8 protein-coding genes are annotated in these 14,842 nt (G+C 72.3%); 2 read left to right on the top strand and 6 right to left on the bottom strand.

The genetic code is table 11. The features are described 5' to 3' along the window. Positions 1-79 precede the first annotated feature (79 nt). Entirely contained in the window at positions 80-1,147 is a 1,068-nt protein-coding gene (locus ABFX81_RS37555; RefSeq protein WP_086853482.1) for a substrate-binding domain-containing protein, read from the top strand. 7 nt (positions 1,148-1,154) lie between these two features. Here the strand turns inward: ABFX81_RS37555 and ABFX81_RS37550 are convergent, their stop codons facing one another. The 5 genes from ABFX81_RS37550 to ABFX81_RS37530 all read right to left on the bottom strand — a co-directional run bounded on the left by ABFX81_RS37550 (position 1,155) and on the right by ABFX81_RS37530 (position 11,134). After that, the gene (locus ABFX81_RS37550; RefSeq protein ID WP_346139328.1) at positions 1,155-3,134 is read right to left on the bottom strand and encodes a heavy metal translocating P-type ATPase; all 1,980 of its coding nucleotides are present in this window, start codon (positions 3,132-3,134) and stop codon (positions 1,155-1,157) included. Positions 3,135-3,256: 122 nt separating this feature from the next. Beyond that, the gene (locus ABFX81_RS37545; protein WP_086853480.1) at positions 3,257-5,320 is read right to left on the bottom strand and encodes a discoidin domain-containing protein; all 2,064 of its coding nucleotides are present in this window, start codon (positions 5,318-5,320) and stop codon (positions 3,257-3,259) included. A gap of 236 nt (positions 5,321-5,556) precedes the next feature. After that, positions 5,557-6,996, bottom strand: a complete 1,440-nt coding sequence (locus ABFX81_RS37540; RefSeq protein WP_086853478.1) for an aldehyde dehydrogenase family protein — start codon at positions 6,994-6,996, stop codon at positions 5,557-5,559. Beyond that, positions 6,993-9,869, bottom strand: a complete 2,877-nt coding sequence (locus ABFX81_RS37535; protein WP_346139327.1) for an FAD-binding and (Fe-S)-binding domain-containing protein — start codon at positions 9,867-9,869, stop codon at positions 6,993-6,995. The genes ABFX81_RS37540 and ABFX81_RS37535 overlap by 4 nt, the downstream gene beginning before the upstream one ends. Beyond that, entirely contained in the window at positions 9,866-11,134 is a 1,269-nt protein-coding gene (locus ABFX81_RS37530) for an aminotransferase class III-fold pyridoxal phosphate-dependent enzyme (protein ID WP_086854070.1), read from the bottom strand. Before ABFX81_RS37530 ends, ABFX81_RS37535 begins: the two co-directional genes overlap by 4 nt. A 227-nt stretch (positions 11,135-11,361) precedes the next feature. Here ABFX81_RS37530 and ABFX81_RS37525 point away from each other — a divergent pair, with 227 nt between their 5' ends. Beyond that, entirely contained in the window at positions 11,362-12,984 is a 1,623-nt protein-coding gene (locus tag ABFX81_RS37525) for a PucR family transcriptional regulator ligand-binding domain-containing protein (protein WP_086854071.1), read from the top strand. A gap of 3 nt (positions 12,985-12,987) precedes the next feature. On the opposite strand, the gene ABFX81_RS37520 is transcribed toward ABFX81_RS37525, so the two are convergent. Continuing rightward, positions 12,988-14,745, bottom strand: a complete 1,758-nt coding sequence (locus ABFX81_RS37520) for an RICIN domain-containing protein (protein WP_428837256.1) — start codon at positions 14,743-14,745, stop codon at positions 12,988-12,990. Between the last annotated feature and the right edge of the window lie 97 nt (positions 14,746-14,842).

Here is a 14,842-nt window from a genome sequence, read left to right as displayed (position 1 = left end):
CGGGCCCCGCCCGGCCTATGCTGTGCTCCTGCCGGGCGGGGTCAGGACCGCCGTAACCGACGCCGAGGAATCACCCGCCATGACACCGAGCGCCACCGACAGCCCTGTCCCCAAGGGCCGCAGCCGGCGCAACTTCGCGGGGGCGCGGCCGGTGATGGCCGACGTGGCCCGGATGGCCGGCGTCTCCAAGCAGACCGTCTCCCGGGTGCTCAACGACCATCCGGCCGTCCGCCCCGAGACGCGCGAGGCGGTCCTGGACGCCATGCGCACGCTCGGCTACCGGCCCAGCCGCAGCGCGCGCTCGCTGGCCAGCGGCCGGACGCGGATGCTGGGGGTCATCTCCTTCGACGCCGCCCGGTACGGGCCCGCCTCCATCCTGACGGCCATCAACACCGCGGCCCAGGAGGCCGGTTACCTGGTGAGCTCCATCGCGCTCGACACGGCCGACCACGACACCGTCGTGGAGGCCGTGAACCGGCTGTCGGCCGAGGGCGCCGACGGCGTCATCGCGATCGCCCCGCAGCAATGGGTGGGCCGGGCCCTGGCGGAGACCGACCTCGGGACTCCCCTGGTGGTGCTGGAGAGCGCCCTCGACGACAGCACGCCCCTGGTCACCGGCGACTCCCGCACCGGTGCCCGCAAGGCGACCGAGCACCTCCTCGGCCTCGGGCACGCCACGGTCTGGCACATCGCGGGTCCCGCGGGCTGGAGCTCCGCCGACCACCGCCTGGCGAGCTGGCAGTCGACGCTCCAGGCGGCCGGCGCCGACATCCCGGCCCCGCTCGCCGGGGACTGGAGCGCCGACTCCGGGTACGACCTGGGCCGCCGGCTGGCCCGGCGCCCGGAGGTGACGGCGGTGTTCGCCTCGAACGACCAGATGGCCCTGGGCCTGCTGCACGCCCTGCACGAGTCCGGGCGGTCCGTCCCCGGGGACGTCAGCGTCGTCGGCTACGACGACATCCCCGAGGCCGCGCATCTCCTGCCGCCGCTGACCACCGTCCGCACCGACTTCGCCGAGATCGGCACCCGTTCCCTGCGGCTCCTCCTGGACCGCATCGACGGCCCAGGGGGACGGCCCCGCGTCGACACGCTCGTCCCCGTGGACCTCGTGGTGCGGGCCAGCAGCGGTCCGGCGCCGACGCGCTGACGGAGACTCAGCCGGTCCCCTTGGTGGCGGCGCGCTGCCAGGCCGACTCCCTCAGCAACCGCAGGCCGTTCAGCCCGACGAGGACCGTGGAGCCCTCGTGGCCCGCGACGCCCAGCGGCAGCGGCAGGTTTCCGGCCAGGTCCCAGACGACGAGACCGGCGATGAACACCCCGGCGATGACGAGGTTCTGGACGACCAGCCTGCGCGCGCGCCGGGACAGGGCGACGGTGGTGGGGACCGCCGCGAGTTCGTCGCGCACGATCACGGCGTCGGCGGTCTCCAGGGCGAGGTCGGAGCCCGCCCGGCCCATGGCGACCCCGGTGTGGGCGGCGGCCAGGGCGGGAGCGTCGTTGACGCCGTCCCCGACGACCAGCACCTTGCGGCCAGCGCTCTCCAGCTCCTGCACGGCGGCCATCTTGTCCTGCGGCAGCAGCCCGGCGCGGACGTCGGTGATGCCGGCATCGGCGGCGAGGTGCGCGGCGGCCCGGGGGTTGTCGCCGGTGAGAAGCACCGGGGCGGTGCCGGTGAGCGTGGTGAGCGCGGCGACGGTGGCGGCGGCGTCCGGGCGCAGCCGGTCGGCGATGCCGAGCAGCCCGGCGGGGGCGCCGTCGACGAGGACGAGGACAGCGGTACGGCCGGACTCCTCCAGTTCCTCGGCGACGGCGGTGACCGTGTTGCCGGTGCCGTCCAGCAGGCGGGCCGGGGCACCGACGGCGACGCCCCGGCCGTTCACGACGGCGGTCACTCCCACGCCGGGCGCGGAGGTGAAGTCCTCAGCGCCGGGCAGGTCGAGACCGCGCTCGCGGGCGGCGTCCACGACCGCCCGGGCCAGCGGATGCTCACTGGGCCGCTCGGCCGCCGCCGCCAGCGTCAGCAATGCGGCTTCGTCCAGGCCGGACCCGGGCAGCGGCCGGACATCGGTGACCCGCGGGCTGCCCTCGGTCAGCGTCCCCGTCTTGTCCAGCGCGACCGCGTCCACCTGGCCGAGCCGCTCCATCACCACGGCCGACTTCACCAGCACGCCGTGCCGTCCGGCGTTGGCGATGGCCGACAGCAGCGGCGGCATGGTGGCCAGCACGACCGCGCACGGAGAGGCCACGATCATGAACGTCATGGCGCGCAGCAGCGCCTCGGTGAGCTGCTCGCCGAAGGCGAGCGGCACCAGGAAGACGGCCAGGGTCGCGGCCACCATGCCCAGCGAGTAACGCTGTTCGACCTTCTCGATGAACAGCTGCGTGGGCGCCTTGGTCTCGGACGCCTCCTCCACCATCCGGACGATCCGGGCGATCACCGAGTCGGACGCGTCGCGCTCGACGCGGACCCGCAGGGCGCCGGTGCCGTTGAGGGTGCCCGCGAAGACCTCGTCGCCCGGCTCCTTCGCCGCGGGGAGCGGCTCGCCGGTGATGGTCGCCTGGTCCACGTCACTCGCCCCGTCCAGCACGCGGCCGTCGGCGCCGACACGCTCACCGGGGCGGACGAGGACGGTGTCGCCGACCGCCAGCTCCTCAACGGGGACGGTCTGTTCACCGCCGTCCGGGGTCAGCCGGGTGGCCGTGGCGGGGGCGAGATCGAGCAGGCCGCGGACGGAGTCGGCGGTGCGGGCGGTGGCCAGCGCCTCCAGCGCGCCGGAGGTGGCGAAGATGACGATGAGCAGGGCGCCGTCCATGACCTGCCCGATCGAGGCCGCACCCAGGGCGGCGACGACCATGAGCAGGTCGACGTCGAGGGTGCGTTCCTTCAGCGCCTTGAGCCCTTCCCAGCCCGGCTCCCAGCCGCCCGTGGCGTACGACAGGGTGTAGAGCGGGCCCCAGGTCCAGGCGGGGGCGCCGGTCAACTGCAAGGGCAGCGCGAGCAGGAAGAAGACGGTGGCGGCGGTGGCCCAGCGCGCCTCGGGGAGCGCCAGGACGCGGGTACGCCGCCGGGGCGCGGCCCCGGTGCGGGCGGGCTCGGCCCGCTCGACCGGCTGCGGCGTGAGCGTGGAGGTCATCGGAGGTCCTTCAGGCGGGGGCGCGTGCCTCCCCACCATACAGGAACAGATGAAGACTGATTCATGCGTTCATTCGCGGCAGCTCCTGCTCGGAATCCAAGCAGGAGCCCCGCTCGCGGGCGTCAGCCGCTGTGCACGCCGACCTCACGGAGCGAGTAGCCCCAGTCGGTGCCGCGTTCCAGCCCCTGGACGCGCACGTACCTGGCCGGTGTGCCGGCGAATCTCGCGGTGTCCAGACCACCGTCGCCCGCTGTCATGGACGAGGCGGTTCGCCAGTTCACTCCGTCGGTGGAGAGCTCGATACGGTACGACTTCGCGTACGCGCGCTCCCAGTCGAGGGTGACCCGCTTGACGAGCCGCGTGGACCCGAGGTCGAGCTGGTACCACTGGTCGTCGCTCCAGTCGCTCGCCCAGCGAGTGCCGCCGTCGCCGTCGACGGCCCGCTGCGGCTTGTAGCTCGTGAACAGGCTCCACTCCGAGGAACTGGCCGACGCGGTGGAGCCGTTCGCGAGATTGCCGGGGGCCTCGTGGTTCTCGGAGGCCCCCCAGGTGCCGAGGTAGGACTCGGCGCCGCGGAAGAGGTCGTCCACCACGTCCTGGCCACCGACCCGGCGGATGTCCTCGATCCAGTCCGGGACGAGGCCGTAGTGGGCGGCTCCGTCGGTGTTCAGGTCCCAGGTGCGCTCGCCGGTGGTCTGCCGGTCGATGACGGAGCCGCCGTCGACGCTCTTGAAGGGGTACGTGACCTTGTCGGGGACGTCCGCGCCGCGCGGGGCCGGCCAGCCGCCGACGCCGTTCATGTCGGTGCCGTAGCCGTAGCCCACGCCGTACTTGTCGCGCAGGGCGTCCGTGCGCTTCGCCTCCGAGACGAAGCCCTCGGAGCCGTGCATGTACTGGGCGATGAAGCCGCCGAGGCCGTAGACCCGCTCGGTCCAGTCCATGTCCATCCAGCTGTGCGAGGAGAGCACGCCGGGGTAGGACTCGGCCTCGAAGATGTCGAGCACCCGGCCGGTGGCCTTGACGCTCATGTGGTCGATCTCGAGCATCATCCCGCGCTGCATCATGCCGCGGACGGCGTACTCGCCGAGTTCGGTGAGTCCGCGGACGTTGCACTGCGCGTCAGCGCTGTACGAGGGGACCTCCTGGCCCGCCGGGAGCCTCTTCTCGGCTTCGGGCGCCGAGGCGTTGCCGATGGGATTGTCGGCTTGCGGCCCGGTGCACTTCTCCGTCTTCCAGTAGGTGCCCGTCGACAGGAACTGGCCGACGTTGATGGCCGTTCCGAGCGCGCCCGAGTCGAAACGGACACCGCACAGCGCGTTGTCGAACTTGTGGCACAGGAACATGCTGCGCACGCCCAGCGCGTACAGCTCGTCCAGGCCCTTGTCGATGTCGGCCCTGCTGCACTGCGCGATGTCCAGGATCTGCTTGCAGCCGAAGGGCTCGGAGGTCTCGACGCCGAGGACGACCGCCAGCTTGCCCTGCTCGATGACCTCACGGGCCTGCGTGCTGTCGGTGACGATCCGGAACCAGCCCTTGCCGGGTCCGCCGTACATCTTGTCGACGAAGGCCTGCATGTCGTACGTCAGCTTGGCCTGGAGCCGGATGGACGTCATCTCGTCGCAGCCACGGTCCTTGAAGAAGTAGACGGAGCAGATGACGCCGTTGGTGACGAGGTCGTTGACCAGCACCCGCTGGCCGCCGCGCCAGGCCCGCTCCACCCAGGCGTAGTAGTTCTGCTGATGGGTCAGCGAGTCGTGGGCCGGCCAGTCCTTGAAGGTGGGCCAGCCGACCGGGTCGTGTTTGCCGTCGCCGCCCTTGGTGATGAAGTCGAAGACCGCGAGCGAGCCGTCCGGGTAGTGCTCGGGGCAGTCTTTGAGCGCGTCGGCGACGCCCCGCTCGGAAAACGGCTTTCCGCAGATCAGACGGCCGCCAAAGCCCTCGTTGGCGAAAATGTGGTCGTGCGCGTCGACGAAGCCGCGCACTTCGCCCTTGGCGTCGGTGCCGGTGAAGGGCTCGCCCGTGACGTTGACCTGAGAGTCCGGCGCGGGCCGTGCGGTCGGGTTCCACCAGTCGTCTCCGGCCGCCGAACTGGGCGTCGGGCCCAGCGCGACGGCCAGGACGAACAGAAGGAGCGACACGACGGTGACGTTCTTGCGTCGGCGGTACGGGCGTCCTGCACTGGTCACGGCCCACGTCCTCGGTCGGGGGGTGGCGGGGTCGACGTACCGGCCGCCCGGGCCCCGAAGGCCCGGGACCGATGGCCGGGTTGTCATGACCTCATCCAAGGGTCCGACGAGGATGGCCACTGCCGCGTCACGAGTCAAGAGCCCGTGACCGATGACCTACTGACGGGTCATCGGATCGCCGCCGCAGGCACAGCGCGAACCCCCTGGTGCCACCGGCACCAGGGGGTTCGACACCGTCAACGCACAGGCACCGCGACGTACTGGTACTCCAGGAACTCCTCGATACCGACACGGCCGCCCTCGCGTCCGAGGCCGGACTGCTTGACCCCGCCGAACGGCGCGGCCGGGTTGGAGACGAGGCCGGTGTTCAGGCCCACCATGCCCACCTCCAGCCCCTCGCTGACGCGCAGCCCGCGGTCCAGACCCTGGGTGAAGACGTAACCGACCAGACCCCAGGGCGTGTCGTTGGCGCGGCGCAGGACCTCGTCCTCGTCGTCGAAGGTGAGGATCGCCGCGACGGGGCCGAAGATCTCCGTGTCCATCAGGCGGCTCTCGGGGGAGACATCCGTGAGCACGGTCGGCGGGTAGAAGCAGCCCGGCCCTTCGGGCGTACGGCCGCCGACGAGGACCCGGGCGCCGCGCTCCACCGCGTCGGTGACGAGTTCCTCGACCTTGCCGCGTCCGGTCCTGTCGATCAGCGGGCCGACATCGACTCCGTCGCGGGTACCGGGACCCACGACGAGCGCGCCCATCCGCTCGGCGAGCCGCCGGCCGAACTCCTCCGCGACCGACCGGTGCACGAAGAAACGGTTCGCGGCGGTGCATGCCTCGCCCATGTTGCGCATCTTGGCGACCATCGCGCCGTCCACGGCCACGTCCAGATCGGCGTCGTCGAAGACGATGAACGGCGCGTTGCCGCCCAGCTCCATCGACGTCCGCACGACGGTGTCGGCGCTCTGGGCGAGCAGGATGCGGCCGACGCCCGTCGAACCGGTGAAGGACAGCTTGCGGATCCGGCCGCCGCGCAGGAGGGGTTCGCAGACCTCGCCGGCGCGGGAGGTGGTCACGATGTTCAGCACACCGTCCGGGAGCCCGGCCTCCTTGAGGATCCCGGCCAGGGCCAGGCTGGAGAGGGGGGTCTGCGGGGCCGGCTTGAGGATCATCGTGCAGCCCGCCGCGATGGCCGGGCCGATCTTGCGGGTGCCCATGGCCAGCGGGAAGTTCCACGGCGTGATCAGCAGGCAGGGGCCCACCGGGCGGCGGGACAGCAGCATGCGATTGCGTCCGTCGGGCAGCGTGCCGTAGCCGCCGTCGATGCGGACGGCCTCCTCGGAGAACCAGCGGAAGAACTCGGCGGCGTACGCCACCTCTCCCCTGGCCTCGGCGAGCGGCTTGCCCATCTCGGACGTCATCAGGTGGGCGAGCTCGTCCGTGCGCTCGAGGATGAGCTCGTGGGCGCGGCGCAGGATCTCGCTGCGGGCCCGGGGCGCGGTACGTGCCCAATCGGCCTGGGCCTGGACGGCGGCCTGCTCGGCGAGCCGTGCGTCCTTGGGGCCGGCGTCGGCGACGTGGCAGAGGATCTCGCCGGTGGCGGGGTCGTCGACGGGCATGGTGGCGCCGTCCGCGGCGTCCACCCAGGCGCCACCGATGAACAACTGGTTCAGTACCTCGGTCATGACGTCTCTCCTGTTCGATCGGCGGCGGGATCCAGGAGTTCCGCGAGGTGCAGGGCGCGGATGTCCCGGTCGCCGGCGAGGTGGTCGATCTGGGTGGCGCAGCTGAAGCCGTCGGCGACGACGGTGCGTCCGTCGAGGTTGTCGATGCGGGGTTTGAGGGCGAGGTCGGCGACGGCCATGGAGGTGTCGTAGTGCTCTGCCTCGAAGCCGAAGTTGCCGGCGAGTCCGCAGCAGCCCTCGGCCTCGTCGACGCCTCCCACGCCGAGCCGGCGCAGCAGGTCGGCGGGGCGGCTGCCCTTGAAGGTGGCGTACTCGTGGCAGTGGGTCTGCAGGACGACGTTCTCGGGCAGCGGCGGCGGGCTCCAGTCCTGGTCGGCGAGGTCGGTGAGGGCCCCGGTGAAGGTCTGGACGCGGCTCGCCACGCGCTGGGCGGCCTCACTGCCGAGCAGTTCGGGGACGTCTCGCTTCAGCGCGGCGGCGCAGCTCGGCTCGGCCACGATGATCGGCCGGTCGTCGCCGGTGTCGAGCGCGGCAACCGTGCGGGCCATGATCCTGCGGGCCACGGAGAGCTGGCCGGTGCTGACCCAGGTCAGTCCGCAGCACAGCCCGTCCTGAGGCGCGCAGGAGATACCGGCGTCGGCGAGCACGCGGCTCGCGGCTCCCGCGACCTGGGGACGGAAGGCGCGGGTGAAACTGTCGACGAAGAGCACGGCCTTCGCCTGCTCCGTGGTTCCGGCCGCGCGCAGTGTCTTGCGCAGGGTGCGGCGGGAGGCGAAGGCGGGGATCCTCCGCTTGGTCGTGACGCCGCCGAGGCGGGCGAGGAGCTTGCCGAGCGGCCCGCGCAGCAGTGCGTTGACCGGCCGGGCGGCGTATCCGGCCAGGGCGGAGGTCTTGGGCAGCCAGCCCAGTGAGTAGTGGGAGCGGGGACGCAGGCGGCCCTTGTAGTGCTGGTGGAGGAACTCCGCCTTGTAGGTGGCCATGTCGACGCCGACCGGGCAGTCACTGGAGCAGGCCTTGCACGACAGACACAGATCGAGGGCGTCCTTGACCTCGGTCGAGCGCCAGCCGTCGGTGACGGCCTCGCCGCGCACCATCTCCTGGAGCATGCGGGCCCGGCCGCGGGTGGAGGCGTTCTCCTCGCCGGTGGCCCGGTAGCTCGGGCACATCACGCCGCCGGAGTCGCTGCGGCAGCGGCCCACACCGACGCAGCGGCGTACCGCGCCCGCGAAACCGTCCTCGTCATGCGGGAAGCCGAACGTCGTCTCCAGCAACGGGAGTTCACGCAGCGCGAGGTCGGCATCCAGCGGGGCCGGATCGACGATCACGCCGGGGTTCAGCAGACCCTCGGGATCGAAGGTCTTCTTGAACGAGGCGAACGCGGCGATCATGCGGTGGCTGTACATGACCTCCAGCAGCTCACTACGGGCGCGTCCGTCGCCGTGCTCTCCCGACAGCGTGCCGCCGTGCTCGACCACCAGCGCGGCCGCCTCGGTCAGGAAGCGCCGCATGACCGTCCGGCCGGCCTCGGTCGCCGGATCGAAGTCGATGCGCACGTGGACGCAGCCCGCGCCGAAGTGCCCGTACAGCACGCCCGTCAGGTCGTGCGAGGCCAGCAGTTTGCGGAAGTCGCGCAGGTAGGCGGCGAGGTTCTCGGGGGCGACGGCAGCGTCTTCCCAGCCGGGCCAGGACTCCCCGCCGTCCACGAGGCGGGCGGCCAGCCCGGCCCCGTCCTCGCGCACCCGCCACAGCGAACGCCGCTCGGCCGGGCTCTCCACGACCCGGCCGCCGGTCATCCGCCCCCGGGCCTTGAGAGCGTCGAGGAGCTCGGCGGCGCGGGCGTTCACCGCTGCCTGGTCATCGCCTTCGAGCTCGACGTACAGCCAGGCGCGGCCCTCGGGCAGGCCGGTGACGGAGTCCGGGCCGCGGCGGGCGCGCATGGTGGCGACGATCGCCTCGTCCATGCCCTCGACCGCGCTGGGCGACCAGCGCAGGATCTCCGGCACGTCCTCGGCCGCCTCGACCACGTCCTCGTAGCCGAGCGTCAGCAGTGTGGAGGCCTGTGCGGTCGCCACCAGGCGGACCGTCGCGGCGGTGACGACCGCACAGGTGCCTTCGGTGCCCACCAGGGCACGGACCAGGTCGAACCCGTTCTCCGGCAGCAGGTGGTGCAGCTGGAAGCCGGAGACCTGACGCGGGATCCGGCCCAGCTCGGTCCGGATCAGCGCCATGTTGTCCTCGACCAGCCGCCTGAGGCCGGATTCGAGCCGGGCGACGCGCCGCACAGCCTCCGCGTCGCCCGGCTCGGCGGCACGCAGCCCGGAGTGGTCGGCGACGGCCCGCACGCCGTCGGCCGTCACGATCTCCAGGGCCTCGACGTGGCCGCTGGTCCGCCCGTCACGCACCGACCGGTTGCCGCACGCGTCGTTGCCGATCATGCCGCCGAGGGTGCAGCGGCTGTGCGAGGACGGGTCGGGTCCGAAGTCGAGCCCGTGCAGGGCGGTCGCGCCGCGCAGCGCGTCGAGGACGACACCGGCCTCCACGCGCGCGGTACGGGCCTCGACGTCGATGTCCAGGATCCGATTCATGTACCGGGAGAAGTCCAGAACGACTCCGAGCCCGACGGCGTTGCCGGCCATGCTGGTGCCGCCGCCCCGGGCCGTGACCGGAACATCCGCCTCCCGGCAGGCCCGCAGCACCGCGACCACGTCGTCGGCGGTGCGCGGGAAGGCCACCGCCCGCGGCAGCACACGGTAGTTGGAGGCGTCGTAGGCGTAGGGGCCGGTCGCCCCCGGGCCGGTCTCCACCCGCAGACCGGGCGCGATCTCGGCGATCCGGGCCGTGAGACCCGCCAGGTCGCGGGTGGCGGTGGTCATCGGTCCGCCGCTCCGGAGGTGCCGGCCTCGACGGCGTTCGCCCAGGCCTGGAGGCCCTCGTCCACGCCCGCCTCGTCGATGACGAGCGCCGGGATCATGCGGACCACCTGGTTCCAGGCGCCGCACAGCAGCAGGAGCAGGCCCTCGTCGATGGCGGCGCGCTGCACACGGGCGGCGGTCTCGGGGTCGGGGCTGCCGTCCTCGGTGACGAACTCGGTGGCGAGCATGAGTCCGAGGCCGCGGACATCGCCGATGCCCGGGGTCCGGTCGGCCACCGCCTCCAGGCCGTGGCGCAGCCGCTTGCCCATCGCCTCGGCGTTCTCGACGAGCTTCTCGTCCCGCACGACGTCGAGGGTCGCGCAGGCCGCGGCGCAGGCGACGGCGTTGGCGCCGTACGTGCCGCCCTGCGAGCCGGGCCACGCCTTGGCCATCAGTTCCTCGGAGGCGGCGATGCCGGAGAGGGGGAAGCCGCTGGCCAGGCCCTTGGCGGTGACGAGGATGTCCGGGGTGACGCCGAAGTGGTCGTGTCCCCAGAAGCGTCCGGTGCGGCCGACGCCGGTCTGCACCTCGTCGAAGATCAGCAGGAAGCCGTGCCGGTCCGCCCGCTCGCGCAGCCCCTCGACGAAGGCGCGGTTCGCGGGCACGTAACCGCCCTCGCCGAGCACCGGCTCGACGATGATCGCGGCCGTGTCGGCGGGCGAGGAGATCGTCTGGAGGGTGTAGTCGAGCTCCTTCAGCGCGAAGCGGGTGGCGGTCTCCTCGTCCCAGCCGTACCGGAAGGGCGTCGGGAACGGGGTCACGACCACGCCGCTCATCAGCGGGGAGAAACCGGACCGGAAGCGGATGCCGGAGGTGGTCATGGAGGCGGCGGCGACGGTACGGCCGTGGAAGCCGCCGTGGCAGACCAGGACGTTGGGGCGGCCGGTGGCCTGGCGGGCCAGCCGCAGTGCCGCCTCCACGGCCTCGCTGCCGGAGTTGGTGAAGAACAGGCTGTCGAGGCCGGCCGGCAGGACCTCGCCCAGCTTGTCGACGAGGCGGCGCAGCGGCTCGTGCATGACGGTGGTGTACTGGCCGTGGATCAACGTGCCCACCTGCTCCTGCGCCGCCGCCACGACCTTGGGGTGGCAGTGCCCGGTGCTGGTGACGCCGATGCCGGCGGTGAAGTCGAGGTAGCGGCGGCCGTCCTCACCGTAGAGGTGGACGCCCTCGCCACGGGCCGCCATCACGGGTGTGGCCTGGCGAAGGTGCGGTGACAGTGCGGTCATGGTGTCTCCCGGCCGTACGTCGAGGGGTGGTTGCTTGGCTCAGCTCCGGTAACCGAGCATCCAAGCCTCCGCGAGGGGCGACAACGCGTGATCTGTCCAGCCGGAACGCGTTGTTCGGACGTTGTGTCAACCTCCGAACCCCTCGGGTCCCCCCTGCCCCTGCCGTGGACAGCCCTTGCGCAGGTCAGTGCCGCTTGTCAGAGTGACCGGGCGAGCAGGGAGTCACCGTGAACGAGAACGATCCGAAGGCCCCGGCCGGTCGCCCGCCGACCGTCGCCGACGTGCTGGCCCTGCCCGTCCTGGCCGCCGGACAGCCCCAGGTCGTCGCCGGGCTGCCGTACCTGGACCAGCCGGTGCGCTGGGTGCACATCACCGAGCTGACGGATCCCGCGTCCTTCCTCAAGGGCGGGGAGCTGGTCCTGACGACGGGCATGCCCCTGCCCGAGGACGCCGCGGGGGTCCGCCGGTACGTCGACGAACTCACCGACGTGGGAGCGGCCGCCCTGGTCATCGAACTGGTACGGCGCTACCACCGCCCGCCCGACGCCCTCGTGCAGGCCTGCCGCGCCCGGGGGCTCCCGCTGGTCACCCTCGCCCGGGACGTCAACTTCCTGGAGGTCACCCAGGTCGTCCACGCGCTCATCCTCGGCAACCAGGCCGAGGCGATGCGACGGACCCAGCGGATCCACGAGGCGTTCACCGCGCTGACGCTGCGCGGCGCGGGCCCGGAGGACGTGGTGCGCGCGGCGGCGGAGATGAGCGGCCGCACGGTCGTCCTGGAGAACCTGGCGCACCAGGCACTGATCTGCGAGCCGTCGGGGAGCACGGTGCGGGAGGCGCTCACCGGCTGGGAGCAGCGCTCCCGGGCCACCGAGCCGGGCGACCACACGCAGGTGGGCGGTCCGGAGGGCTGGCTGACCGCGCCGGTGTCCTACCAGGGTGAACGCTGGGGCCGGCTGGCCATGCTCCGGGCTCCCGACGACGGACCGGTCTTCGGGCCGGAGCACGTCACCGTCCTGGAGAGGACGGCGATGGCGCTGACCGTCGCCCGCCTCATCCACGCCACTCCGTGGGAACACACGGCCCACCGCAACGCCCTGCGGGAACTGGCGGAACAGCGCCACCACTCCCCCGCGGACGCCCGTGCCCGCTGCGCCGCGCTGGGCCTGCCCACCGAGGACAGCCGGTACGTGGCTCTCCTCGTCGACCTGGGCCCTGGTGTGTCGGGGACCGAGCCGGAGTCCCGACTGCACCGGGAGCTCAGGTCGGCGGGGATCCCGGCGCTCGTCGGGGAGATCTCCCCCGGCCGCCTCGGTGTCCTGCCGGCCCTGCGCGCCGCCCAGCCCTGGCGTCCGGTGGCCGAGCGCCTGAGCCGCACGGCCCTGGGCCTGTCCCCGGAGGCGCTCGTGAGTGTCGGCTCGGAGGTGACGGACCTCGCCGACATCACCCGTTCCTTCCGGGAGGCGGCCCGTGTCATAGAGGCCACCCCGCCCGGCCAGCCCCTTCCCCCGGACCGCTCCTTCCACGAGTTGCCGGACATCGACCTGCGCCGTCTGCTGTACGCCCTGCGCGAGGACACCCGGATCCAGGACTACACCGAACGGCGGCTCGGCCGGCTCATCGACCACGACACCCGGCACGGCACCGACCTGATGACGACGCTCGGCCACTACCTGGACGCCGCCGGCAACAAGACCACCGCTGCCCGCCGCGGCGGCCTGTCCCGGGAGACCATGTACCAGCGCCTGCGCACCATCGAGCGCCTCCTCGACACCGACCTCGAATCCGGCGAACGGCGCACCGAACTCCACGTGGCGCTCACGGCGTTGCGCGTACTGCGCGACGGCTGAGCATCAGTGGGGCCGAGGCCCCGCCTGCCGGACCAGCCGCCACTCCTGCGAGCCGTCCGCGGCCTCGTTCCGGAGGGTCAGCGGCGCCCCCCGGGACGCACCGGTCAGGTACAGGTCCGGGTTCTTCGCCGCCTGGAACCGGTAGTAGCCGTCGTCGGTCCTGATCACGTTCCAGGTGCCGGTGGCGTCGTCGTCGACCCACTGGCCGATGCGCTGCCCGGCGGAGGCGGTCCCGGTCCAGATCGCCGCCGCCCGGCCGCCCGACTTGTTCAGCAGGGTCGTACCGCCCTGCGGCCGGGTCACCACGTGCCAGTACTGGGTGTCCTTGTCCGTGGCCGAGCCGGCGTCCTCCAGGCGGACGTCGGGGACGTCACCGTTGCCGATGTTGGCGTCGTTGGTCCTGCCGCCGGTGCCGATGACCTGGCCGGTCCGGCGGTTGACGAGCCGGTGGTAGGCGCCGTCCGAGTGGCCGAGGTCGACCTCGGCGTGGGCGATCACCGACGTGTCCTGGTTGTTCAGGATCACGATGCGGCCGGTGCCGGCGACGTACTGGAGATCGCGGCTGTAGCCGGCCCGCGAGGTCGTCTGGTACTCCTTCCACACCCCGTCGCTGCGGCCGCCGTCGTTGACCCAGACGTTGCCGCTGCCGGCCGCGTTGTAGACCAGGCGCCCGTCGGGGAGCCGGATGACGACGGGGCTGCCGCCGGTGGCGAGGGGGCGGGAGCCGGTGTCGACCGGCAGGGAGGTGACGCCCTCTCCGGTGGGAGACCCGCGGTGGAAGACCAGCGGGTCGTCGGCGAGTACGTACCTGGTGTTGGCTCCGCCGCCCCAGTACTCGAAAGTGAGCAGCCACTTGCCGTCCGACGTCCGCACGACGTTCGTCATGCCCGGTCGCCCGCCGCCGATCTGGGTCTTGCCGCCGCCCATGTCCTGGGTGTGTCCCGCGACGTCCACGACGGGCTCGCTCCACCGGGCGGCGCGTCCGTCCCACGTCTTGTGCACGAGGATCTGGCCGTGCGAGTCCGGCGCGGTGTCGTTCGCGGGATCCGGTACGGGCACGCCGGTGACGGGGTCGAAGCCGAGGTAGTCGTTCTCGTCGGAGTAGTAGCAGACGAGCCGGCCCTCGTGGACCATCAGATACGGCTCCCAGAGCGGGTCCACCTGCCGGTGCGTGTTCGCTGCGGCGACGTTCCTGCCGACCGCGCCCGCGCTGCCGCCCTGCCAGCCGCCCGTCGCGATGACGTTGACGACCTTCCACGACCTGCCCTCGTCCGTGCTGGAGTACAGCGCGATCGCCAGGTCCTCGCGGTCCCCGTCGTTGGACGGCGTCCAGTCCGGGTCGGCCGCCTTGTGCTCCCGGTAGTACTGGTCGTCGCCGGACACGACGCTCGCGAGCAGCAGCGTGCCCTTCTTCAGCTTCCCGACCGTCTGGGGGAGCACGTAGAGGTACGGGTTGGTCCAGTTGCTCGTGTACTTGGCGTACTCGGGATCGCGGGAGAGGTACGCGGGAGCCCTGACCTCCGACAGCGGCTGCCAGGACGTGCCGTGGTCATCGCTCTTGTAGACCGGCAGTGTCTCCCCGTCGGCGCTGCCGCTCTGCGGTACGACGGTGGCCTTCTCGAAGGACGCGACGAGACGTCCGCCCGGCAGCTGCGCCGACTTCGGGTAGACCGCGCAGTTGCCCCGGCCCTTCAGGCACGGCTCGTCCCCGAGCCGGTACATGATGCCGCCCGTCGGGTTGTACGCCTGCGCGGTGGCCATGGGTAGGGCCAGCAGCGCGGCCGCCGCGATGAAGCTGCCCAGCACTTTGGCCGGTCTTCCTCCGTACATGGCCCCTCCACGTTCGGCGTCATCGTAT

The sequence above is a fragment of the Streptomyces coeruleofuscus genome, assembly GCF_039532725.1.
GTDB lineage: Bacteria > Actinomycetota > Actinomycetes > Streptomycetales > Streptomycetaceae > Streptomyces > Streptomyces coeruleofuscus.
The sequence above is the reverse complement of the archived record's forward strand: the minus strand, read 5'-3'. Positions and strand labels throughout refer to the sequence as shown.